The sequence below is a fragment of the Campylobacter sp. BCW_4338 genome (assembly GCF_001763255.1).
Lineage (GTDB): Bacteria > Campylobacterota > Campylobacteria > Campylobacterales > Campylobacteraceae > Campylobacter_D > Campylobacter_D jejuni.
On the sequence record NZ_MJYJ01000014.1, the window covers coordinates 26,646 to 49,047 of the forward strand.

The 22,402-nt window shown below is 29.2% G+C and carries 22 protein-coding genes; 8 read left to right on the forward strand and 14 right to left on the reverse strand.

Annotation, left to right across the window (positions count from 1 at the left end; translation table 11 throughout):
- Entirely contained in the window at positions 1–1,296 is a 1,296-nt protein-coding gene (gltX, locus tag AJN69_RS01085) for a glutamate--tRNA ligase (protein WP_070239618.1), read from the reverse strand.
- Positions 1,297–1,381: 85 nt separating this feature from the next.
- On the opposite strand from gltX, the gene AJN69_RS01090 reads away from it, so the two are divergent.
- Positions 1,382–2,506: a metallophosphoesterase gene (locus AJN69_RS01090; protein ID WP_070233334.1), complete on the forward strand. Its 1,125-nt coding sequence runs from the start codon at positions 1,382–1,384 to the stop codon at positions 2,504–2,506.
- A complete protein-coding gene (locus AJN69_RS01095; protein ID WP_070239620.1) occupies positions 2,503–3,303 on the forward strand; it encodes a phosphatidylserine decarboxylase in 801 nt (266 codons plus the stop codon). The genes AJN69_RS01090 and AJN69_RS01095 overlap by 4 nt, the downstream gene beginning before the upstream one ends.
- On the opposite strand, the gene AJN69_RS01100 is transcribed toward AJN69_RS01095, so the two are convergent.
- The 7 genes from AJN69_RS01100 to AJN69_RS01130 are packed head-to-tail and all read right to left on the reverse strand — an operon-like array spanning position 3,300 to position 9,357.
- Positions 3,300–3,581, reverse strand: coding sequence for a FlhB-like flagellar biosynthesis protein (locus AJN69_RS01100; protein ID WP_002852641.1), 282 nt, complete (start codon positions 3,579–3,581; stop codon positions 3,300–3,302). The two genes, AJN69_RS01095 and AJN69_RS01100, sit on opposite strands and share 4 nt — an antisense overlap.
- On the reverse strand, positions 3,578–5,752 hold the full coding sequence (locus AJN69_RS01105; RefSeq protein WP_070239623.1) for a flagellar hook-length control protein FliK: 2,175 nt from the start codon (positions 5,750–5,752) through the stop codon (positions 3,578–3,580). Before AJN69_RS01105 ends, AJN69_RS01100 begins: the two co-directional genes overlap by 4 nt.
- Positions 5,745–6,932 carry an MFS transporter gene (locus AJN69_RS01110; RefSeq protein WP_070233337.1) on the reverse strand — a complete coding sequence of 396 codons (1,188 nt, stop codon included), beginning with the start codon at positions 6,930–6,932 and terminating at the stop codon, positions 5,745–5,747. The genes AJN69_RS01105 and AJN69_RS01110 overlap by 8 nt, the downstream gene beginning before the upstream one ends.
- A complete protein-coding gene (locus AJN69_RS01115; RefSeq protein WP_070210087.1) occupies positions 6,910–7,413 on the reverse strand; it encodes a hypothetical protein in 504 nt (167 codons plus the stop codon). Before AJN69_RS01115 ends, AJN69_RS01110 begins: the two co-directional genes overlap by 23 nt.
- Positions 7,413–7,742, reverse strand: a complete 330-nt coding sequence (locus AJN69_RS01120; RefSeq protein WP_070274817.1) for an AtpZ/AtpI family protein — start codon at positions 7,740–7,742, stop codon at positions 7,413–7,415. Before AJN69_RS01120 ends, AJN69_RS01115 begins: the two co-directional genes overlap by 1 nt.
- Positions 7,739–9,013, reverse strand: a complete 1,275-nt coding sequence (gene hemL, locus AJN69_RS01125) for a glutamate-1-semialdehyde 2,1-aminomutase (protein WP_070287793.1) — start codon at positions 9,011–9,013, stop codon at positions 7,739–7,741. The genes AJN69_RS01120 and hemL overlap by 4 nt, the downstream gene beginning before the upstream one ends.
- On the reverse strand, positions 9,010–9,357 hold the full coding sequence (locus tag AJN69_RS01130) for a c-type cytochrome (protein WP_070210085.1): 348 nt from the start codon (positions 9,355–9,357) through the stop codon (positions 9,010–9,012). The genes hemL and AJN69_RS01130 overlap by 4 nt, the downstream gene beginning before the upstream one ends.
- Before the next feature lie 79 nt (positions 9,358–9,436).
- Between AJN69_RS01130 and folD the strand changes: the two genes are divergently transcribed.
- Positions 9,437–10,285, forward strand: coding sequence for a bifunctional methylenetetrahydrofolate dehydrogenase/methenyltetrahydrofolate cyclohydrolase FolD (gene folD, locus AJN69_RS01135; RefSeq protein ID WP_070210084.1), 849 nt, complete (start codon positions 9,437–9,439; stop codon positions 10,283–10,285).
- Positions 10,286–10,294: 9 nt separating this feature from the next.
- A complete protein-coding gene (gene lepB / locus AJN69_RS01140) occupies positions 10,295–11,143 on the forward strand; it encodes a signal peptidase I (protein WP_070210083.1) in 849 nt (282 codons plus the stop codon).
- A gap of 21 nt (positions 11,144–11,164) precedes the next feature.
- Here the strand turns inward: lepB and AJN69_RS01145 are convergent, their stop codons facing one another.
- The 6 genes from AJN69_RS01145 to AJN69_RS01170 form a co-directional block, all read right to left on the reverse strand.
- Positions 11,165–12,325 carry a molybdopterin molybdotransferase MoeA gene (locus tag AJN69_RS01145; RefSeq protein ID WP_070210082.1) on the reverse strand — a complete coding sequence of 387 codons (1,161 nt, stop codon included), beginning with the start codon at positions 12,323–12,325 and terminating at the stop codon, positions 11,165–11,167.
- Positions 12,322–13,578: a UDP-N-acetylglucosamine 1-carboxyvinyltransferase gene (gene murA, locus AJN69_RS01150; RefSeq protein WP_070210081.1), complete on the reverse strand. Its 1,257-nt coding sequence runs from the start codon at positions 13,576–13,578 to the stop codon at positions 12,322–12,324. Before murA ends, AJN69_RS01145 begins: the two co-directional genes overlap by 4 nt.
- A gap of 65 nt (positions 13,579–13,643) precedes the next feature.
- Positions 13,644–14,072 carry a flagellum-secreted nonflagellar protein FspA2 gene (gene fspA2 / locus AJN69_RS01155; protein ID WP_070233343.1) on the reverse strand — a complete coding sequence of 143 codons (429 nt, stop codon included), beginning with the start codon at positions 14,070–14,072 and terminating at the stop codon, positions 13,644–13,646.
- A 126-nt stretch (positions 14,073–14,198) separates the two neighbouring features.
- Positions 14,199–14,765 (reverse strand): aminodeoxychorismate/anthranilate synthase component II, encoded by a 567-nt coding sequence (locus tag AJN69_RS01160; protein WP_070239636.1) that lies wholly within the window; start codon positions 14,763–14,765, stop codon positions 14,199–14,201.
- Entirely contained in the window at positions 14,762–16,546 is a 1,785-nt protein-coding gene (locus AJN69_RS01165) for a bifunctional chorismate-binding protein/class IV aminotransferase (protein WP_070274812.1), read from the reverse strand. The genes AJN69_RS01160 and AJN69_RS01165 overlap by 4 nt, the downstream gene beginning before the upstream one ends.
- On the reverse strand, positions 16,536–17,600 hold the full coding sequence (locus tag AJN69_RS01170; RefSeq protein ID WP_070274811.1) for a tyrosine-type recombinase/integrase: 1,065 nt from the start codon (positions 17,598–17,600) through the stop codon (positions 16,536–16,538). The genes AJN69_RS01165 and AJN69_RS01170 overlap by 11 nt, the downstream gene beginning before the upstream one ends.
- Positions 17,601–18,226: 626 nt before the next feature.
- Here AJN69_RS01170 and AJN69_RS01175 point away from each other — a divergent pair.
- The 4 genes from AJN69_RS01175 to AJN69_RS01190 all read left to right on the forward strand — a co-directional run bounded on the left by AJN69_RS01175 (position 18,227) and on the right by AJN69_RS01190 (position 22,374).
- Positions 18,227–18,889, forward strand: a complete 663-nt coding sequence (locus AJN69_RS01175; RefSeq protein ID WP_070274810.1) for a thiol:disulfide interchange protein DsbA/DsbL — start codon at positions 18,227–18,229, stop codon at positions 18,887–18,889.
- Positions 18,886–19,683 (forward strand): protein-disulfide oxidoreductase DsbI, encoded by a 798-nt coding sequence (gene dsbI / locus AJN69_RS01180; protein WP_070274809.1) that lies wholly within the window; start codon positions 18,886–18,888, stop codon positions 19,681–19,683. Before AJN69_RS01175 ends, dsbI begins: the two co-directional genes overlap by 4 nt.
- Before the next feature lie 99 nt (positions 19,684–19,782).
- Positions 19,783–21,645: an aryl-sulfate sulfotransferase gene (locus tag AJN69_RS01185; RefSeq protein ID WP_070287795.1), complete on the forward strand. Its 1,863-nt coding sequence runs from the start codon at positions 19,783–19,785 to the stop codon at positions 21,643–21,645.
- A gap of 87 nt (positions 21,646–21,732) precedes the next feature.
- Complete coding sequence (locus AJN69_RS01190; protein WP_044779244.1) at positions 21,733–22,374, forward strand: thiol:disulfide interchange protein DsbA/DsbL; 642 nt, start codon at positions 21,733–21,735, stop codon at positions 22,372–22,374.
- The last annotated feature ends 28 nt before the right edge of the window (positions 22,375–22,402 follow it).

Genomic DNA, 22,402 nt, shown 5'->3' on the forward strand with positions numbered 1-22,402 from the left:
TTAAATCCTTGCTAATTCGTGAATAAAATTTTTAATATAAGGATAAAGATCGCTAAGCTCAGGTCCGTGAATATTTCCTGTTAAAATTATCCTTAAAGGCATGAAAAATTTTTTACCTTTTAAGTCGCTTTTGCTTAAAAGTTCATTTTTAAAATCTTCATAGTTTTCAAAAAGTTCAATATCTTTTAAGAGTTCTTTTAAAATTTTACATTCTACTTCAAACTCGCCAAAGTCTTTTGTGCTAAAAATAGCTCGCATTTTTTCTTTAAGTTCTTTTATGGTGCTTGCTTCTTGAGTGTAAAATTTAGTAAGTTGTGCAAGATCTTTGTTTAAATCTAAAATTTTATTAAGCTCATCATCTTTGATCATTTTGATATGTTCACGATTGATTTGTAAGAGTTTTTTAAGATCAAATCTTGCGGGAGCTTTTGAAACTTTAGAAATATCAAACCATTTTATAGCTTCTTCTAAGGTAAAAATTTCACAAGGAGTTTTATTGCCTAGCATGATCAGATAATTTGCGATTGCACTAGGTAAAATTCCACTTTCAAGTAGCCATTTTACAGAAGAATGTGCTTCTCTTTTGCTCATTTTAACACCTTCTTCGTTTAAAATGATAGGCAAGTGCGCATAAGTTATGGCTTTATTATAGTCTAAACTTGCGCGGATATGTTCTTGTTTTGGAGTGTTTGAAACATGATCTTCTCCGCGTATAATACAAGTAACATTTTCAAGCATATCATCAACCGCACAAGCAAAATTATAAGTTGGAGTTTTATCCGTTCTCATAATCACAAAAGAGTCTATGTTTTCAGGTTTAAAACTTAATTCACCTTTGATAAAATCTGTAAATTTCATAGTGTGAGTAGGTTTTTTAAGACGGATAACAAAGGGTTTTTCACATTCTAAAACATCGATATCGGCTAGTTTTTCACAAGTGCCATCGTAGCGATAAGCTTTACCTTGTTTTTTAGCTAGCTCTTTTTTTGCTTCAAGTTCTTCTTCAGTACAAAAACAAGCAAAAGCTTTTTTTTCACTTACAAGTTTTAAAGCCATTTGGCGATGGAATTTTAAATTTTCACTTTGTATATAGTAATGCTGCCATGAAATACCAAAAAGATTTAAAATTTCTTTGATTTCTTCTTCTTTTCCTGCTATATTTCTAGCCTTATCAGTATCTTCAATACGTAAGATAAAATCCATATTTTTTTGTCTTGCACAGATATAGTTAAAAATTGCTGCGCGTAAATTTCCTATGTGCATATCACCTGTGGGAGAAGGTGCAAAACGGTACATTTTATAGCCTTTAAAATTATTTAAAAGTTTATTATAACAGAAAAATTTATACGGATATTTAATTTTACTTGGTTATAATACTTTTATGATATTTTTAATTTTTTCTTTCATTGTATTATTGATTTTTGGCTTAGCAAATGTTTATATTTATAAAAGATTAATCAAGAAAATTACTCTTTTCAAGTATTTTTATAAAATTTTTGCCTTTATTTTTATTGTGCTTTTTTTAGCCCAAGCTGTGTTTTTAATATTTCGTAGAGATGAATATTTAAGTGATACTTGGTATGAAATTTTAGCCATGCTTTATGCGCCGACTTATTGTTTGTTTTTTATGACTTTAGCTTGGGATTTTATTAAATTGATTTTAGCTCTTATGGGTAAAAGAGATAAAAAATATAATCTTATTTTGCGTTTGATTTTTGAGCTTTCTCTTATAGTTTTAAGTGTGTTTTTAATTTATATAAGTATAAATAATGCTCTAAAAACACCTGAAGTAAAGAGTGTTGATGTTGAAATACCAAATCTTAAACAAGATTTAAAAATTGTCATGCTTACTGATATACATTTGGGTAAAAATTTGCATGAAAATTTTTTAGATAAGCTCATCACTAAAGTGAATTTGCAAAGTCCTGATATGGTTGTAATAGTAGGAGATCTGATTGATACTAATCCTAAAGATTTAAAAAATTACATCTCAAAACTTAATGATTTTAATTCCACTTATGGAACTTTTTATGCCTTGGGAAATCATGAGTATTATCATGGTATCAATAAAGTTTTGGATTTACTTAGAAAACATACTAATATGAAAATTTTAGTCAATCAAAATTTAGATTTAGGTTTTATAAATATTGCTGGACTTGGAGATTTAGCCGGACTTGATAAGGGTTTATATGCTCCTGATTTAGCAAGAATAAAAGTGGATTTAAATACAAGTAAAGCTAGTATTTTACTCACACATCAACCCAAAACAGCTTTACTTTATGATTTAAGTGATTTTGACCTTGTTTTAAGTGGGCATACGCATGGAGGGCAAATTTTCCCTTTTATGTTTTTAGTTAAACTTCAGCAAGGTTTTGTTCATGGGCTTTATGATTTAGGAGAAAAAACTAAGCTTTATGTGAGTAGTGGAGCAGGATTTTGGGGGCCAAGTCTTAGAGTTTTTGCTCCGAGTGAAATAGTGATTTTAAATTTAAAAGGAAAAAAATGAGTTTTTCAAAAGAAAGTTCGAGGCTTTTTGGTTTTGTAGCGGGGATTAAATTTCCCAAAATGATACAAAAAGTTATTAATGAAAATTATGTTAAGTATTTTAATATCGATATGAGTGAATTTAAAGCTCCTTGTGAATACGAGAGTTTAAATGCTCTTTTTACAAGAACTTTTCACATTCCAAGGAAACTTGAAGAAGGTTTTATCAGTCCAAGTGATGGTAAAATTTTAGAGTGTGGAAGTACTTTTTTGGCAAATGAAGAACATTTTGCTTTTTCTATAAAAGGGCATACTTATAGCGTTGAGGAGCTTTTAAAAGATAGCTTTGAAAAAGATGAGCTTAAAAATGGGCTTGATTATGTCAATATCTATCTTTCTCCAAAAGATTATCATCGTTATCACAGCCCTTGTGATATGCAAATTTTGAGTGCAACTTACACAAGTGGCGCCCTTTATAGTGTAAATGAAAAGCATTTAGAACGCATTAGTAATTTGTATGTAAAAAATGAAAGAGTGAGTTTAAAATGTCAAAATGAAAAAGGTATTTTTTGGCTTGTTTTTGTAGGAGCGCAAAATGTAGGAAAAATGCGTTTTAATTTTGATATAAGCATACAAACCAATGCTAAAATTTCTCATAATTTTACTAGAAAATATGAAAATTTAAATCTAAAAAAAGGCGAAGAACTAGGAAATTTTGAACTGGGTTCTACTATAGTTTTAATCTCTCAAAAAGGACTTTTAACTTTTAATTTAAAAGCAGGGCAGGGTATTAAATTTGGAGAAAAAATAGCGGATTAGTTTTTAGGAGTTTTATTTGCCATTTGATAGATAAAGGCAAAAACTTCAGCTACAGCTTTATACATATTAGGTGGAATTTCATCACCTAAGTCAAGCTTGCTTAAAATTTCTATTAAATCTTCATCTTCTTTAATGGGAACTCCGTGTTCCTTGGCTAAAGAAATAATTTTAGCAGCACTTTCACCTTTGCCACTTGCAAGCACTTTTGGGGCAGAGTTTTTTTCTTTTTGATAGCCTAGAGCTACAGCTTTTTTAATCGATCTTTTGATTTTGCTCATACTTTTTTATCCATACCCATTTCAAGATCTAAATTTTTCATATTTCTAGTATCAAATTTACTTCTTATGATATCACCTACAAAGAAATTTGCACTTAAAAGTCCTGCTTTATTGATATTTCTTTTAAGCTCATGGGCATTTTCATAGATGGTTTTTCTAAATTCAATATTTTCTGCCATAATATTAATATCTATATATTTTTCATTATTTAAAGAAATAAGAATTTCCAAATCCCCAAGTTTTGCAAATTCGAGTTTAATTTGAGCAAAAAATTTATCCTTTTTTCCGCGTCTAAACATAATTTTAGAATCATTTAAATCATCCCAAGAAAAAGGCAGATAAGTATTGATAGAATCATTAGCTAAAGACATAAGCTGATTGATTTCAATTTGCGCTAAAAGACGATTAGCTTGATTATATATAGCTTCATTGCCTTCATTTTTAGCTAAATTTGAAATTTGCAAAAGTGTTGATTTTACATCATGATGTAAAGATTCAGCTATATCTTGTTCTGTTTTTGGTTTAATTTGCGCTAGATCTTTGGTAGAAAGATTGAGTTTGTGTTCGAGATTTTTAAGTTCTGCTTGATTCAGTTTGGCATTTTGAGTATAAGGTTCAAGTTCTTTTAAGCTTTCATTAAGTCTACGAGAAAGATTGCTTAAATTTTTACTTAAATCTTGCACTTGTTCTAGATCTAAATTTTCTACATTAAATGCTAAATTTTTTACAATATTTTGTTTTATAAATTCCTGATTTTTAAAAATATTTTGCATAGTTTGGTTATTGTTAGATTGAATATTTTGAGAATTATTTAAATTTTGCATATTGTTTGTGTTAGGATTATTTGTATTGATTGAAGTTTTGTTTTCTGTTTTTGTTTCATAAAATTTTGGATTTTCTTTGATATTTTCTTTTGATTTTTCTTGTTTTTCATCTTTAATTTTTTCTTGGTTTGGAGTAGAATTTTTTATATCATTGTCTGGATTATTTTCTGTTTCATTGTTTTGAATATCATTTTTTGTATCTTGGGTATCTTCTTCGTGGGTTTTTATATCAGAATCTAATTTTGAATCTTGCTTGGTATCATCTGTGAGATTTTCTTCTTTTGATGCTTTTATATGTTTTTCTTCATCTTGGTTTTTTGTGTTATGATTAAGTTTTTCTTCTTTGATATTTTCTTTGTTACTTAAAAGATTTTCTAAAATATTTTCTTTATCTTGTATTTTAGAAGCTTGATTGCCTAGTATATTTTTTAAAGTATTTTCAAGTTTTTCAAAGGCGGTAGCAGTTTGCTTAAGGATGTTTGGATCTTTTATCATTAAATTTTCTGGCTTATTAAGAGCTTTGAAAAAATCATTTTTGATGGAATTTAATTCTTTTAAAATTTTATTAGCCATAGGGGTGATTTTTTCTTGAGCATGACTGGGATTTTTACTTATATAATTTTTAAAATTTTCCAATTTAGAACTTAAATTTAAAAGTGCTTTAAAAGAACTTTGATTTAAAATTTGCTTATTTTCATTTTTGCTAGAATTAATAATATTTTTTAATTCTTTTAAAGTGTCTTTTGGGTTTAAATTTGCATTTGCAAGTTGGGCTATCTGAATACTTAGTTTTTCACTACTAAGACCTTTGATTGTACTTAAAAGAGAGTGAAAACTTTTGGGCAGCAATTCTTCGTTTAGGGCATCTTTTAATTTAGCTTCTAAAAATACGCCTGAATTTTTAAACAAAGGAGCTAAGTTGTTGTTTTTTATTTCACTGGCAGGTTTTAAAATTTGATTTAATCTGTCTAAAACTTGTGTAAAAGTATCGCTTTTTGCAAGTTCTGTGCTTAAAGTTTTTAATTCATTAGCAAAATTAGGAGCTAAATTTAAATTTTTTCCTTGTTTAAGCACAGGGGAATCGGGGTTTTTTTGAGCATTGATTTGATCTAAAAGTTTATTAACAAGTTCTTTTAATTTGGTGCCTGTTTCATTTTGAACAAATTTTGCTAGTATTTCTTCACTGCTAGCGTCCTTGCTTAAACCTAAATTTTGCTTTAAAGCTTGCGCAAGTGCTTCTTTTGGATTGTCCTTTAAATTTGTTTTATCTTTTGAAGTAGAGTTATCTACTTTTAAATCATTTTTTTGCGTATTGGCAATTTGACTTGCTAGTTGAGTATTAATCATCAAATATCACCATATTTCCAGGCTTTTTCTTAAATTTTTTATTTAAAATATTTGGTTTATTGATAGCAAAAAGAATTAAAAATGCTAAAGAAACTATATAAAACCATATAAAACCTTTGATTTCAAAGTATTGCATTAAAAAACCTAAAATTAAAGGGCCAAACAAAGAGCCCAAAGAATAGCAAAAAAGAACCCCACGACCTAACTCTACGCCTTTATTTTTGCTTACTAAAACATCATTTGCTCTAGCAAGTGCTAAAGCATATAAACAAAATATTCCTATACCAAGAGTAATTCCTAAAAAATATTGCATATACAAATGAAGTTTAAAAAAGATAAATATAAGCATAGTGATAAATCCTATGCTTGCGCAAGTGATAATGGCAAATTTGCGACCAAGTTTATCTGAAATAGTTCCTATGATGGTTTGTGCAATAAAACCACCTAAAACCCCACAAAATATAAAATAAGAAACCGCTTTTGTATCAAAACCTTGCAAAAGTATAAATAAAGATGCCATAGAAAAAAAGCCATTTATAAGCATTCCGGCTATAAAGCTTGTGACGATAGCTAAAGGAGCTATATCAAAAATTTTAGGTATAGAAATAGGACTTGATGCGGGCAAAACAGGTTCTTTGATTTTAATTAGATTTAAAGGTAAAGATGAAAGTAAAATTAAAGTTGCACTGAGGATAAATACACTATGTTTGCTTAAATTTAACGCTATGATTAAAACTCCAATACCAAATGCAAGATAAAAAACAATTTCATAAAAACCTAAAATTCTAGATCGAATGGCATTTTTGCTTTTTTCATTAAGCCATGATTCTATGACCATTAAAAGACCATAGTAGCAAATTCCTATGAAAAATCTTAAAACAGCCCAAAAAATAAGATTTTCGCTTACTGTATGAAGCATAGCTGAAATTCCAAAAATAGCCCCAAATAGCCCAAAAGAGCGTATATGACCTATACGAGAAATAATTTTATGAGCACTGATGGTTCCAACAAGAGCGCCTATAAAAAAACAAGAACTTACTACTCCAACAGCTAAAGAACTTTCTCCGTTTTCTTTTAATATAACACCTATAGAGCTTACTATCAAGGCATTACCTGCAAATAAAAATGCCATACCAGCAAAAAGTGCTGTCATTGATTTAATAATTTTTTTTGGACTCATACTTTTTTATATATAAAATAAAAATAAACACACAAACTAGCAAGGATGAAATTCCACAAATATAAGCAAAGATATCTAATTTATCTTGGCGATGTAAAAATAAAAATCCAGCAACCAATATTACATAAGCCATCAATTTAAAGAGAGTAAAAAACATAGTAAAAAAATGGATTTTCTCTTTAATATTTGGCTTTAAATCGTCTTTTAGAACTTTAAAATGAATAATTTTTGATAAATTTTGTTTTTTTTTGATAAAAAGCGATGAAATGAAATTAAAATCTTTTTCATAATTTTTTGATTTTTTTATAATGACTTTTTTATAATTTAAATAAGAAGCAAAAATAATCAATAAAACACTAAAAAAAGCTATTTCATAGCTTAAAAATGTATCTAATTTAAAATGATTTAATAATGAAAATATGATCCAAAAAAATAAATGAATAATGGCAAAAATACAAAATAGAGCTTTTTTATGTTCCATTATTTATTCTTTTCTTTTTGAATTTTTTCTTTGATCAACTCATCTCTTTCTTTAAATTCTTCATAGCTTTTTACTTGAACTTTATAAGCTTTGTAAACATTAAGTATGGCAGCACTGATCCCCCAAAAAACTCCAAGCCAAAAAAGCCAAGGATAAGGAGTAAATTTTTTAAGTAAATATCCTATTCCCACACCTATAAATACAGCAACAACCATAGAGATGCCAAGACTTAAACCATCCGCAGCTTCAAGAGTTTTGCGAATGATTTTTTGTCTTTTGCTGTTGGAATTTTCTAAGTGATTTTTTTCTTCTTTTGAAATATTGCTCATATTCTTTTAAAGCTTTCCCTAACAGCTTCTAATGTTGTATCTACAATTTTATCATCCATTTTTGAACATATAAAGCCTGTTTCAAATTGAGAAGGCGCTAAATAAATTCCATTTTCAAGCATATTTTTGTGAAATTTTGAAAATAATGCTAGATCAGATTTTAATGCATCTTGGTAGTTTGATACAGGATTTTTGGTGAAAAAGTATCCAAACATAGAACCTACATGACAAACTTGTAGCGGAAGTCCTTTTTCATCTGCTAATTTTTTCATTCCTTGGGTAAGTTTTTTTGCTAATTTTCCAAGCTTGTCATAAAGCTTGGTTTTCTTTTTGGCTTTTGTAAGACTTGCTATGCCTGCAGCCATTGCCAAGGGATTTCCACTTAAAGTTCCTGCTTGATAGACTCCACCCAAAGGACTTAAAATATTCATAATTTCAGCTCTAGAAGCAAATGCTGCTGCAGGTAGACCGCCTCCTATTACCTTACCAAAAGTAATTATATCTGCTTGGATATGATTGATTCCATAGGAACCAAGGTAAGATGCTCTATATCCACTCATTACTTCATCAAAAATCAGCAGAGTTTGATTGTTTTTACAGATCTTAGCAAGTTCTTCTAAAAAATCTTGTTTAGCTGGAACTAACCCCATATTTCCAGCAATAGGCTCAATGATAACACATGCAATATCTTTATTTTTTTCAAAAAGTTCTTTAACGCTATTTATATCATTATATTTTGCTACTAAAGTGTGTTTAGCTACATCTTCTAAAACACCTAAAGAACTAGGAGAGTTAAAAGTAGCAGCACCACTTCCTGCACTCACTAATAATGAATCAGAATGCCCGTGATAACATCCTTCAAATTTTAAAATTTTATCTTTTTTAGTAAAACCACGGGCAAGACGAATAGCACTCATGGTTGCTTCTGTTCCGCTACTTACAAAGCGGATCTTTTCTAAATGAGGAAAATCAGATAAAACAAGCTTGGCAAGTTCAGTTTCTAATAAAGTTGGAGCTCCAAAACTTGAACCTTTATGAAGTGCTTTTTGACAAGCTTTTTGTATATCTTTATCGCAATGTCCAAAAAGTAAAGGCCCCCAGCTTTGAACATAGTCTATATAAGAATTTCCATCTATATCGAAAATATAAGCACCTTTTCCATGGGAAATAAATTTTGGCTCACTTTGAACATTTGCAAAAGCACGAACTGGAGAATTTACACCACCTGCGATGAATTTACACGCTTCTTTAAAAGCTTTTTTGTTTGTCATTTTTCTTCCTTGCTAAATTGCTTGATGTAATTATATAAAGTTACAATTTCATCATTTGTTAAAGAGTAATTTGGCATGATTGATTTTGCGTCTTTACTCTGATTAAGAGAATTTTTAAAATTCTCAAAACTAAGATTTTGTATACTTGGAACTTTATAAGCTGTTTTAATACCATTTTTCATATAATATCCTAAAATTTGTTCGCTTCCATCTGCTCCATGACATTCTTTACAACTAATGCCTCTTGGATTTTCATAAAGCATTTTAGAGTATTCTTTAAGAGTAATAAAATCAGCACCAAAAAGACTGATATTAAATAAAAAAAACATTAAAACAATTTTCAAAGTTTCACCTTGTTAATGAAGTTTTAATATGATACAATTTTTACTTTAAAAAAGTGATTAAATTTATAGAAGGAAAATAATGACTTTACTTGATGGTAAAGCTTTAAGCGCAAAAATCAAAGAAGAATTAAAAGAAAAAAATCAATTTTTGAAAAGCAAAGGGATTGAAAGCTGTTTAGCTGTTATCTTAGTTGGAGATAATCCTGCAAGTCAAACTTATGTAAAATCTAAGGCTAAAGCCTGTGAAGAATGTGGAATTAAATCTTTAGTTTATCATCTTAATGAAAATACTACACAAAATGAACTTTTGGCATTGATTAATACCTTAAATCACGATGATAGTGTTCATGGAATTTTGGTTCAGCTTCCCTTACCTGATCATATTTGTAAAGATTTAATACTTGAAAGTATTATAAGTAGTAAAGATGTTGATGGTTTTCATCCTATTAATGTAGGATATTTAAATTTAGGCTTAGAAAGTGGGTTTTTGCCTTGTACTCCACTTGGAGTTATGAAGCTTTTAAAGGCTTATGAAGTTGATTTAGAAGGAAAAGACGCTGTTATTATAGGTGCTTCAAATATAGTAGGTCGTCCTATGGCTACTATGCTTTTAAACGCTGGAGCTACAGTAAGCGTTTGTCATATTAAAACCAAAGATTTGAGCCTTTATACTAGACAGGCTGATTTGATTATAGTAGCAGCAGGTTGTGTGAATTTACTTCGATCAGATATGGTAAAAGAAGGAGTGATTGTTGTTGATGTTGGAATCAATCGTCTTGAAAGTGGAAAGATAGTTGGAGATGTAGATTTTGAAGAGGTATCTAAAAAATCTAGTTATATAACTCCTGTTCCAGGTGGAGTAGGTCCTATGACTATAGCCATGCTTTTAGAAAACACAGTTAAATCTGCTAAAAATAGACTTAATTAGGGAAAATCTATGGAAATTTTAAAGAGATTATATAAATTTTCGCAGTCTTGGACTGGAACTGTAGTTATTGTTCTTTTGGTGATTTTTTTCTTTATACAAGCTTTTGTTATTCCTTCTGGTTCTATGAAAAACACCTTATTAGTGGGGGATTTTTTATTTGTTAAAAAATTTAGCTATGGTATCCCAACTCCTCATATTCCTTGGTTGGAAATTCCTGTTTTGCCGGATTTTAATAAAAATGGACATTTGATAAAAGCACAAGGGCCACAAAGAGGAGATATAGTTGTTTTTAGAAACCCTAGAAATGAAAAAGAACACTTTGTAAAGCGTTGTGTAGGTACAGGAGGAGATAGGATGGTTTACGCAAATAAAACACTTTATGTGAGAATGCATGAAGGTGATGATTTTATGAAAGAACATTATCCAAATGATCTTGTTACTCTTGGAGGGCAAATTTATGTAAAAGAACCTTATAAACAAAAAGGTATTCATTATGATCCAAAAAAAGATATAGAAAGTGATATCTTGCGCTTTCTTAGCATAGGTGATTTTGCTATGTCTCCAACTTATATTAAAGAACTTGGAAATCATATAGGTTTTAGCGGCGGAAATGCTTATGTTTTTGATGTACCTGAAAATGAGTATTTCATGATGGGTGATAATCGCGATTATTCTTATGATAGTCGTTTTTGGGGTTCTGTTCCTTATAGTTTGATAGTAGGTAAACCTTGGTTTGTATATTTCTCTTGGGATAAAGATAAAAATGTTCGCTGGGAAAGGATAGGGCGTTTTGTTGATACCTTGGACAATGATGAACAATATATCCATGATCATGACGATGAGGATAAATTAAGCTAATGTTTGTGAAAAACACAAACATTATATTTTTAAAAGCGTGATTTCATCACCTTTTTTTAATTCGCTTGTATTTTCTTCGCTTATAAGTAAAAACTCACTTTTAATAAGTGGAAGTATCATACCAGAGCCAAATTTGTTTTCATTAAATGGTGTAAAAATATCTTTTTCTAAATTTCCTAAGATGAGATTATTTCTTCCACTTTTAAGCTTTAAATCCATACCCATTTTGGCGTAAAATGTTAAAGGATTATCTAGGTTTCCACTTAATAAATCAATGATTTTTTTAGCAAAAATAAAACAAGAAAGATAAGCTGCCATAGGATTTCCTGGTAAAATCAATACGAAATTTTTACCCTTTTGATAAAGCTTAGTAGGCCTTGCAGGGCGTGCTTTTAAACCTTTAAAAAGCGGAGTAAAGCCTAATTCATCTAAAGCTTTTTCCATAAAATCAGCCTCGCCAACGCTTGCACCCCCTGAAGTGATTAAAAGATCAAAATTTGTATTTTCTAAAGCCTCTTTAGTGCTTTTAAAATTATCTTTGATAATACCTAAATAAGAAGCATTTTGAAGCATGGTTAGTAAAGGCAAAGCATTGGCATTATAAATACTTTCTTCATCACATTCTTGCCAAGGTTCTTTTAGCTCATTTCCACTTGAAAAAATACCTATGCGAATTTTTCTTATGACTTCTATTTTATAAAGTCCTTGAGAAGCAAGCAGGGCGATATGTTTATCATTAAGTTTGGTGCCTTTTTGAAGTAAAATTTCACCTTTTTTTAATTCTTCGCCTTTATAGCGATAGGCATTGTATTGTTTAGGGGCTTTTTTAATGATGAGTTTATTTTCTTCTATATACTCATCTTCTAACATTAAGATAGTATCAGCATTTTTGGGCATTTTAGCCCCTGTCATGATTTTATAGCATTCATTTTTAGCAACTGTATAAAAATTTTTATCTCCTGCAAAAATAGCTCCTTTAATCTCCAAAGCCTCATTGATATCAGTATAATTAAAAGCATAGCCATCAAGAGCAGCATTGTCAAAACTGGGTAGATTTTTTCTAGCGTATAAATCTTTAGCTAAAATTCTATCTTTTGCTTTTTCAAGGCTAATAAGCTCACTTTCATCTAAGCATGAAATTTGATCTTCTAAGTCTTTTAAGGTTTCAAAGATATTTTTCATTCTTCAAGCCTTGTGATTTTTACACCTAAACCTTTAAATTTTTCTTCCAAATTTTCATAACCCCTATCAAGATGGTAAATTCTATGGACTTTGCTTGCGCCTTTGGCTGCAAGAGCCGCTAAGATAAGGGCTGAGGAAGCACGCAAATCTGTAGCCATGACATCAGCAGCGTTAAGTTCTTTTCCACCTACTATAGTAGCAATATGACCATTGAGTTTAATATCTGCGCCCATTCTTAAAAGTTCACTTACATGCATGAAACGATTTTCAAATAGTCTTTCATCGATAATACTAGTTCCATTAGCTTTTAAGGCTAATGCCATAAACTGCGCTTGCATATCGGTTGGAAAGCCTGGATATTCACTTGTCATGATTTCTACAGGTTTAATTTCTTTAGCAGGAAGTAGGGTGATACTATCTTCTGCAATCAAAGTTTCAAAACCCATTTGATGAAGTTTTGCTAAAACTGCACTAAGATGAGTGGCGTTAACTTTATCTAAAGTAATTTTAGAATTTGTAATAGCCCCTGCACAAAGATAAGTTCCTGCTTCAATTCTATCAGGTATAACGCTAAATTCTTTAAATTCTAAAAGTTCCCCATCACTACCATAAATTTCAAGCTCATCTGTACCTATACCTTTAATTTCAAGTCCTGCGTCTTTTAAAACTTCGCAAAGTTGAACTACTTCAGGTTCTTTTGCAACATTTAAGAGTTTAGTTTTACCTTTAGCTAAAGCTGCTGCCATGATGATGTTTTCGCTACCTGTAACCGTGATTTTATCAAAAAGAATTTCATTGCCTTTTAAATTTCCACTAGCTACGACATAGCCTTGTTTGATTTGTATATTTGCCCCCATTTTTTCCAAGGCTAAAAGATGCAAGTCAATAGGTCTTTGTCCTATAGCACATCCTCCAGGTAAAGATACTTCACAATGTCCAAAACGAGCAAGTAAAGGTCCTAGAGTAAGTATGGAAGCACGCATTTTACGCACAATGTCATATTTGGCTATAGTTTGATTAAGAGTGTTTGTGTTTAATAAAGCACTATTGTTTTGAAAATTGACCTTAGCTCCTAAATTTTCTAGTAAAGATATAAGAGTTTTTATATCAGCAACATTAGGAACATTGTTGATTTTTACTTCATTTTTGGCAAGTATGCTTGAAACAATCAAGGGTAGGGCGGCATTTTTTGCTCCGCTTATTGTAACATTTCCGCTTAGATGATTTGTGCCTTCGATTTCTAGATAAGTCATATTTTTCCTTGAAAAAGTTTAAAAATGCATCATTATAGCATTCTTAAACTTTTGAAAAAATATAATCAAGCTTGTTGGCTTTGGAGTTCTTGAATTTGAGCTTGAATTACATCTGCTTGAGATTTTAGCACATCAATTTGTTTTTGAAATGTCGTTTTCATTTGTTCGTTAGCGTTTGTCATTTTTTGAGTAAGTTCTGCAATTTTAGCTAAAATTTCAGCTAATTTTGCTATTAAAGCCTCTAATGCGGGATTTACGCCACCTTTGCTACTTTGGATGGAATTTTGGTCTTTGTGGTTTTCTATTTTTTCTTGACTTACTTTGATTTCATATTCTTTTTCATTTTTTGAATTTGTTTGACTTAAACTTCTTGCTTCATCTGAAATTTGAATTTTAACCACATTGTCACTATGAACATTACTTACCAAATCATTGTCTTTGTTTATTTGTGTTTGATAATTGCTAAAATTTTTTGTCAAAGTATCTATTTTCATCTTAAATCTTTTTAAATTAATTTATATTGTTATCGGTTTTTTTATTTATAAATTTATATTAATGATAATTATTTTAAGGATATTTTATTTTAGATTTTCATATTTATATTTTAAATGCAAAAAAGACTAAAGCTTCATAAAGTTTTTAAGTATTTTTTTACCTTTTTGAGTTAAAACCGCTTCGGGGTGAAATTGCAATCCATAAATAGGATATTTTTTATGTTTAATTGCCATAATAATATTTTCTGAATTATGAGCTAAAATTTTGCATTTTTTAGGCATAGAACTAATATACAAAGAATGATATAAGCAAATTTCAATTTCTTTTTTAATACCCTTAAAAATAGGATCTTTTTTAAAATAAAGTTTAGAAATTTTACCATGCATGGGATTTTGTATTTTAGAAACCCTGCCGCCAAAAACTTCAGCTATACACTGATGTCCTAAACATATACCTAAAATTTTTTTATTTTTTTTAAAATATTTGATTGCTTTTAAGCTTAATTTAGATTCCTTGGGAGAATGAGGGCCAGGAGAGATGATAAGATGAGTGAAATCAAATTTTTCTAATTCTTTAGCTTTTTTAAAGGCATCATTTTTTATCACTTTACATGCAAAACCAAGTTCTTTAAGATAATAGATGATGGTATAACTAAAAGAATCATAATTATCTATAAATAAAATTTTCTTCATTGTAATTTTACCTTTTTTAAACCACGCACGGAATTAATACAATAAATATTTTCTGCTTCAAATAAATCTTGTTTAAATAATGCTTTTTCTTTTATCAAACCAAGATTGATTAAGAAATTTCTATATACGCCATTTAACATACCGCTTTGAATTTGTGGAGTATAAAATTGAGAGTTTTTTTCTAAGATGAGATTGGTTCTTGAACCTTCGCAAAGTTCATCTTTTTCGTTAAAAAAAGCTATGTCATAACACAAGTTTTGATGCCATTTGTATGAGTGTTGATTATAAAAAGTACGCAAAGAGCTTTTGTGATAGAGATTGTCACTTTTTGAGTTAATTTTATCATCACTTAAAAGCAAAATATCGTTTGAATTTTGTTTTAAGGCACTTTGTTGAAATTCGTATCTTCCGTCTTTATATAAAATCAGTTTTAAAATTCCTTCTTTGTGTGGATTTTTAAAGGGTAGCGAAAAATTATAAAATAAAGAGTGTTTTTTGTGGAAAATTTTTTCATCGAGTTTAAAAAGTGTAAAATTTTGATATTCTTTATAAGAACTTTTTTGATTTAAAATATTATAAAAATCTTTAAAGATGTTGTGAGTATTAAAATTAAATTTAAGAGCTGAATTTATAAGCCTTAATAAATGCTCTTTTAAAAATAAAATTTGAGAATTTTTAAAATACATGGTTTCAAAAAGATGAAAATCACAAGGATTTAAGATCGCGCTTTTAAGTTTTAATTCTTCAAATTCATCTTTGAAATTTGAGTCCCAAACCAAGCCACTACCGGTGCTATAAGTATAAATTTCATCTTGTTTTTCTAAGGTGCGTATGGCTACGCTAAATTTATTTTTATTTTTATGTATTAAACCTATGGTTCCGCAGTAAATACCACGCTCTCTTTGTTCTAATTCTTTAATAAATTTAATACTTTCAATCTTTGGAGCACCTGTAATAGAACCGCAAGGAAAGAGAGCTTTAAAAATTTGATATAAAGAAATATTTTTTTTAAGTTTTCCTTGTACGCTTGAAGTCATTTGATGTAAAGTAGGGTGACTTTGAATTTCAAAAAGTTTAGTTTTTAAGCTTTTTTTTGTGATGATTTTTGAAAGATCATTACGCAAAAGATCACAAATCATAACATTTTCACTTAGATTTTTTGTATCATTTTGTAAGAAGGTTTTATTTTCTTCATCTTTTATAGGATCTTTATCACGCTTAATTGTGCCCTTCATAGGTTTTGTAAATATTTTTCTTTTTTTGGTTTTGAAGAAAAGTTCAGGAGAGAAGGACAAAATTTCTCTTGCTCCATCTTTTATAAAAGCTTTAAATTCGGTGTCTTGTCTAGAAAGCAAAAGTTTAAAAAGTTCAAAAGAATCCATTTTGCTATGAAATTTAAAATTTTGAGTGAGGTTGATTTGATAAACTCTTCCTTTGGAGATCGCCTCTTTAACCTTGATGAAATTTTCTTTGTAATTATCTTGATCTAAAAAATTTATAAATTTAGGAATAAATTTTTCTTCATCAATATATTCTTTTTGAAATTTTTTTCTTTTTTTAAAAGCAAATACGGACAAATAGGCTTTTTTGCTTGTGAAATTTTTATCTTGAAAATATCTATATAGCTCATAATCAGCAAACATTAAAAGATAAAAATCATTTTTATATTTTTCTATAAATTTAAAGCATTTTTTACTTTCTTTGTGGTTAAAGGCTTTTAAAATGTGTTTTAAATCATGGTAAAAATATTTACCAAAAACAGCGTAGTCTTCAAGAGTCACTTAATTCCTTTGCAACCTGTGCGGCAAGTTTTAATTTATCATTATCAAAATGAGTGTAAATTCTTGAGGTATTTAAACTTGCATGTCCTAAAGCTTCTTGAACTAAAACCAAATCTTTTTGCTTTTTATAAAGTAGGGTGGCAAAAGTATGACGCAACATGTGAGCGCCATTTTTTTGTTTGCGAATTCCTGCACGAAATAAAAGCTGTTCTACTATGCGACTGACATAAGATTGAGTCAGTGGAGTGCCTTTTTTATTGACGAAAAGTAGGGCGTCTTTACTCATATAATTAATACTTACATTTTTCAGCAAATCGTAAATAAGTTCTTTTTTTATCATTACAACGCGATATTTATTGCCTTTAGCTCTTATTCTTATGATATAAAGATCGTTTTCTTCACTAATATCACCCATTTTGATATTGATAGCTTCACTTACCCGTATGCCTGTAAAAATGATGATTTTAATAATAAGCTTATTGCGTATGGTATTGTTTTTAAAATCTGCATTTTCAATAGCATCAAGAAATTTTTTAAGTTCTTCTTCACTCATAAATTCAGGTAATTTTACCCCTTTAGAACCTGCTATACCTGCCCAGTTTTTAAGATTGATATTGAAAATATGCGCTTTTTCATCTTCTTCATTTTGCTTGTCTAAAAAATCAAAAAAATTAATCACAGCAATACGGTAATTTTTTTTACTTGCATCTGATAAAGCACCTGTTATACTTGCTAAAACTTCTACAATGAGTTCTTCATCAATCTGTTTTAAAGAGTAAAGCTTGTAAAAATTTAAATATTCAAATACTTTTTTTAAAGGATTAAAATAAGTATTAACTCCACTTAAACCAGCATTTCTTGCTTTTTTTGCTAGAGCGTCAAGTTCTTCAATGTTTTTTACACCTTTTGCAAGAGCAAAATTAACTTCTGCTAAAGCTTGTGGATTTTTTAATTCTTTGTTAGATAGCGAGTTGAGTTTAAATTTTACATATTTTGCTAGCCAAAATAAGAATGATTTTTCAAAATTTTCTTCACAATCTAAAGGGTATTTCATAAAAACTTTTCCTAAATTTAAAATTTTAGCTTTTTAACTAGAAAAGGTATTTTAGTATTAACTTAGTAAAAAAAAGCTTTTTTAGGAAAAAGTTTGTTTTTATATGCAAGCCAAAAAGATTGAAATATTTTTATTAAATAAATCTTATATCAATCATAAAAAGATATGATAAAAGGTAAAAATATGTAAAATTTATAATTTTGTATTGAAAACTGTAATTTTCAAACTTTTTTATATACACCTAGATTATTCTACTTTGATATAGATTAAGCTGCTATTTTTACATACTTTTATGATTTTACCTTTTGAGTGAAATAAACTTATCCATAAAATATAATGTAAAAAATTGATAATTTTATTTTGTAAATTAAAATTATATTTTATTTTTCTTGAAAACTATAAAGAATATTTAAAAATTAAATTATTTTATATTATTATCAAAATATATATAAAAATGATAACTTGTGCATTCAATTTTTTAATCCCCTATTCTTGATTTTTAGTTAAAGTAAATATTCTTAGTTATAAAATTTTTAAGAATATTTTTATTTTAATAGTTTTATAATGGTTATTACATAAAAACTTAATAAAAAGTTTTATCAAAACCAAATTTCAAGGAGAAGGTAATGAAATTTCCAGTAAAATTAGCAAGATCTATTGTTGTATGTGCTTTTTTAGCAGGTATAAGTGCCAGTGCATTAAGTGAAGGTAAAGAATATGTAATTCTTAAAAATCCTATTGCTAACGCTGATAATTCATTGATTGAAATTTTTTCTTATCGCTGTACTCATTGTTATGATCATCGCAAATTTAATACCATGGGTAAAGTTAAAGAAAAATTACCTAATTTAACTTATAAATTTTATCCTGTAAGTTCTATGGGAGATTATGGAAAGCAAGCTAATGAAATTTTTGCTTTTGCAGCATTTAAAGATGGTGTAAATAAAGCTGATCCTACGGATAAAAATAGCTTAACTCATAAAGTTGCTGAAGCTTATTTTAATGCATATTTTAAGAAAAAACAAAGATGGGAAAATGGTAAAAATCCTGAAGCTTTTTATAGTGTCGGTTTAAAAGCAATGAATGTAAGTAAAGCTGATTTTGAAAATTTCTTAAAAACTCCAGAGGCTGCAGAGCTTTTAAAAAGTTATGAAATTGCCAATCCTATTTCGCAAAATTATGGCACCCCTGCTTTTGTTGTTAATGGAAAATATCAAATCGTTCCAAGTGCAATCAACTCTCCAGAGGCTTTGATTGAAATTACTAAAGAACTTAGCAAGCAAAAATGAGTTGTATAAAAATGAAAGATAATTGCAGAAATTTTTCACTTTCCAAATGGCAAGATACGCGCAAACCTTGGTTAATTTTGATTATAGTTACTATAGGGCTTACTTGTATAGCGCATTTTTTATTTCAAGAATATCTTTTTATGGAACCTTGCGAACAATGTGTGTATATAAGATTTGATATGCTTATTATGGCTATAGGTGGTATGATTGCATTAATCAACCCTAAAAATAATATTATAAAATTTTTTTCTTATGGCTTAGCTTTTTATGGAATTTGGCTTGGCTTGGAGCATTGTATAACTTTAAATCATATTCATGAAGTGGTTCATTCTGAAAATCCTTTTGCAGGTGTAGATGGATGTCGTGAAATTCCTATTTATCCATTTAATTTACCTTTGCATGAGTGGGCTCCTAGTTGGTTTTTGCCAACAGGAGAATGTGGGATGGATACCCCTGTAGTTCCAGAAAATGCTTATAATCATCTTAATGCTTTTCAAAAATTTTTTATAGGAACTCCACCTAATTTTGAAAATGGGCTTTATAGCAATGGTTGGTATTTGATTCCTAGTTTAAAGTTTATGAATATGGCAATTTGCTGTCTTATAGAATTTTTATGTTGTTTTATTGTGCTTTTTGCAATGTTTATAGCCTATGTTTTAGATAAAAATAAACCTAATGCTAAAATTTTTGCATTGGTGATTGTTATTTTGGTTTTGGTGCTTAAATTTATAGGCGAACCAAAAAATCCAAATCAAAATATAGCTAGTTTAAATCATTTAAATCAAGTCATTTAAAGATACTCTTAAAATACGCAACAAATTATTTTTGTTGTGTATTATTAAAATTTTATTAAGCTATCTTAGGATGGCTTAAATAATTTTAAAGGATTGATCATGAGACTTAGCAAAACTCTTTGTATGGCACTTTTGGCGGGTTCTACCCTACTTGCACCTAATGCTTTAATGGCCATGGGTGGCCCTAGTGGAGCGAAAATAGATTGGCAAATTCAAGGACAAATAGGTGCGATTAAAATGAATCCTTATGGATTGTCTCCTTTGACCGCTATTATTATGGATAATGGTTATGTCTTAAGTGATATAAAAGTAACCATTGTTCCTAAACCAAATGGTCAAACTATTTCTTATAATGTGAATTCTAAAATGGCTAAGACTTATGGTGGAATTCCTATTTTTGGACTTTATCCTTCTTATTTAAATACAGTAAAGGTAAGTTATACTAAAACTGCAAATGGTAAAAGTCAAAAAGTCATTGATGAGATTTATAAAATTACAACTCCAGGGGTTAGCATAGAACCAAGTGGAAGTACTGATCAAAGAGGAACTCCTTTTGAAAATGTGAAAGTATTAAAAATGGATCCAAAATTTTCAGATAGGCTATATTTAGTAAATAATGCTCCTGGAAAACAATCTGGCAAAGGCTCACAATCTGTATGGAATAATCCTGTAGGTGGTGCTATGGAATGGGATGAAAATTCAAATGTCTTTATCATAGATACTAAGGGTGAAATCAGATGGTATTTTGATAACGATAAACTAATGAACTGGGATAATATTTACAATCGTGGAATTATGATGGGTTTTCATCAAAACAAAGATGGAGCTTTAACTTGGGGATTTGGTCAAAGATATGTAAAATACGATATCTTAGGAAGAGAAATTTTCAATCGCAAATTACCTGCTACCTATATAGATTTTTCTCATGCTATGGACAATATGAAAAATGGGCATTATTTATTAAGAGTAGCTTCAGCAAATACTTTGCGTCCAGATGGTAAGCATGTACGCACAGTGCGTGATACTATTATAGAAGTAGATGAGAATGGTAATGTTGTTGATGATTGGAGATTGTATGAGATTTTAGATCCTTATAGAAGTACTATTATCAAAGCTTTAGATCAAGGTGCAGTGTGTTTAAATATAGATGCAAGCAAAGCGGGTAAAACTTTAAGCGATGAAGAGCTTGCCAAAATGGATGAAAGCGAAAAATTTGGAGATATAGCAGGTACAGGTATAGGTAGGAATTGGGCTCATGTAAATAGCGTTGATTATGATCCAAGTGATGATAGTATTATTATTTCTAGTCGCCATCAAAGTGCTGTTGTTAAAATTGGTCGTGATAAAAAAATAAAATGGATTTTAGGGGCACATAAAGGATGGAATAAAGAATTTCAAAAATATTTATTACAACCTGTAGATAAAAATGGCAAAAAAATTGTTTGCGATGATGATTACAGCAAATGCCCAGGTTATGAAAATGAAAATGGTGGATTTGATTTCACTTGGACACAGCATACAGGCTGGAGAATTGATAGTAAATCAAACAAGCGTTATATTTATATAAGTGTTTTTGATAATGGTGATGCAAGAGGAGCTGAACAACCTGCGTTTGCAAGTCAAAAATATTCTCGTGCTGTAATTTATAAAATCGATCAGCAAAATAAAACTGTGGAACAAATTTGGGAATATGGTAAAAATCGTGGAAATGAATGGTTTTCTCCTGTAACTTCTTTAACTCAATATGAACCAGATAAAGATTCTATTATGGTTTATAGCGCAACAGCTGGAATGGCTTTTGATCTTAGCAAAGGTGTAAGTCTTGGAGAGCCAAAACCTGAAATTGATGAATTTAACTGGGGTGCTAAGGAGCCTTCGGTTCAAATTCAATTTAGCGGTTCAGGCACGGGTTATCAAGCAATGCCTTTTAGCGTTGATCAAGCATTCAATCCTAAAAAATAAAACAATAAGCCCAAAAATAAATTTGGGCTTATTTATTTTTTTTAAATAAAATTATCTCTGAAAATTTTATTTAATCAAGGATATAGTATGCGTAATTTTTTTTGCAAATTTGTTTTAGCGCTTGTATTTTGCTCAAGTTTTGCGTTAGCAAATAATAGTTTTATTACTCTTAATCCAAATTTACCCAACTCCGAAAATAGTGTAATAGAAGCATTTTCTTATAAATGTATACATTGTTATAATCATCATAAATTTGGAACCCTTGAAAAACTAAGAGAAGCTTTTCCAAATTTACATTTTAAACTCTATCCTGTAAGTTTAATGAATGGAGATTTTTCCAAAGAAATGAATGATCTTTTTGCCTTTGCTCAATACAAAGATGAGCAAAATGGTAAAGACGCGAGTTATTCTGATAGTTTATCTCATAAACTTGCTGATGTTTATTTTGTTTCTTATTTTTTAAACAAGCAAAGAAATTTTTCGAATTTAGATGAATTTTACGACATAGGTTTAAAGGCTATGAATGTAAATAAAAATGAAGTATTAAATTTTTTAAATACCCCAAAAGCTAAAGAAATTTTAAGCGAGTTTCAAAGAGCTAATGATATAGCTAAAACCTATGGCACCCCTGCTTTTGTTGTTAATGGAAAATATCAAATTAACCCAAGTGCAATCAATTCGATGCAAGATTTAGAAGATCTAGTTAAAAAATTAAGTAATATGAAATAATAAATTTTTTAAGGCAATAAAAATTGCC

Coding starts and splice junctions, on each gene's coding strand:
- AJN69_RS01185 (WP_070287795.1), top strand. CDS start 19,783: ATGAGACTTAGCAAAACTCTTTGTATGGCACTTTTGGCGGGTTCTACC.
- AJN69_RS01100 (WP_002852641.1), bottom strand. CDS start 3,581: ATGAGCAAAATCAAAAGATCGATTAAAAAAGCTGTAGCTCTAGGCTAT.
- AJN69_RS01120 (WP_070274817.1), bottom strand. CDS start 7,742: ATGAGCAATATTTCAAAAGAAGAAAAAAATCACTTAGAAAATTCCAAC.
- AJN69_RS01145 (WP_070210082.1), bottom strand. CDS start 12,325: ATGAAAAATATCTTTGAAACCTTAAAAGACTTAGAAGATCAAATTTCA.
- AJN69_RS01170 (WP_070274811.1), bottom strand. CDS start 17,600: ATGAAATACCCTTTAGATTGTGAAGAAAATTTTGAAAAATCATTCTTA.
- dsbI (WP_070274809.1), top strand. CDS start 18,886: ATGAGTTGTATAAAAATGAAAGATAATTGCAGAAATTTTTCACTTTCC.
- folD (WP_070210084.1), top strand. CDS start 9,437: ATGACTTTACTTGATGGTAAAGCTTTAAGCGCAAAAATCAAAGAAGAA.
- AJN69_RS01090 (WP_070233334.1), top strand. CDS start 1,382: ATGATATTTTTAATTTTTTCTTTCATTGTATTATTGATTTTTGGCTTA.
- gltX (WP_070239618.1), bottom strand. CDS start 1,296: ATGTACCGTTTTGCACCTTCTCCCACAGGTGATATGCACATAGGAAAT.
- AJN69_RS01105 (WP_070239623.1), bottom strand. CDS start 5,752: ATGATTAATACTCAACTAGCAAGTCAAATTGCCAATACGCAAAAAAAT.
- AJN69_RS01175 (WP_070274810.1), top strand. CDS start 18,227: ATGAAATTTCCAGTAAAATTAGCAAGATCTATTGTTGTATGTGCTTTT.
- AJN69_RS01160 (WP_070239636.1), bottom strand. CDS start 14,765: ATGAAGAAAATTTTATTTATAGATAATTATGATTCTTTTAGTTATACC.
- AJN69_RS01095 (WP_070239620.1), top strand. CDS start 2,503: ATGAGTTTTTCAAAAGAAAGTTCGAGGCTTTTTGGTTTTGTAGCGGGG.
- lepB (WP_070210083.1), top strand. CDS start 10,295: ATGGAAATTTTAAAGAGATTATATAAATTTTCGCAGTCTTGGACTGGA.
- murA (WP_070210081.1), bottom strand. CDS start 13,578: ATGACTTATCTAGAAATCGAAGGCACAAATCATCTAAGCGGAAATGTT.
- AJN69_RS01110 (WP_070233337.1), bottom strand. CDS start 6,932: ATGAGTCCAAAAAAAATTATTAAATCAATGACAGCACTTTTTGCTGGT.
- fspA2 (WP_070233343.1), bottom strand. CDS start 14,072: ATGAAAATAGATACTTTGACAAAAAATTTTAGCAATTATCAAACACAA.
- hemL (WP_070287793.1), bottom strand. CDS start 9,013: ATGACAAACAAAAAAGCTTTTAAAGAAGCGTGTAAATTCATCGCAGGT.
- AJN69_RS01190 (WP_044779244.1), top strand. CDS start 21,733: ATGCGTAATTTTTTTTGCAAATTTGTTTTAGCGCTTGTATTTTGCTCA.
- AJN69_RS01115 (WP_070210087.1), bottom strand. CDS start 7,413: ATGGAACATAAAAAAGCTCTATTTTGTATTTTTGCCATTATTCATTTA.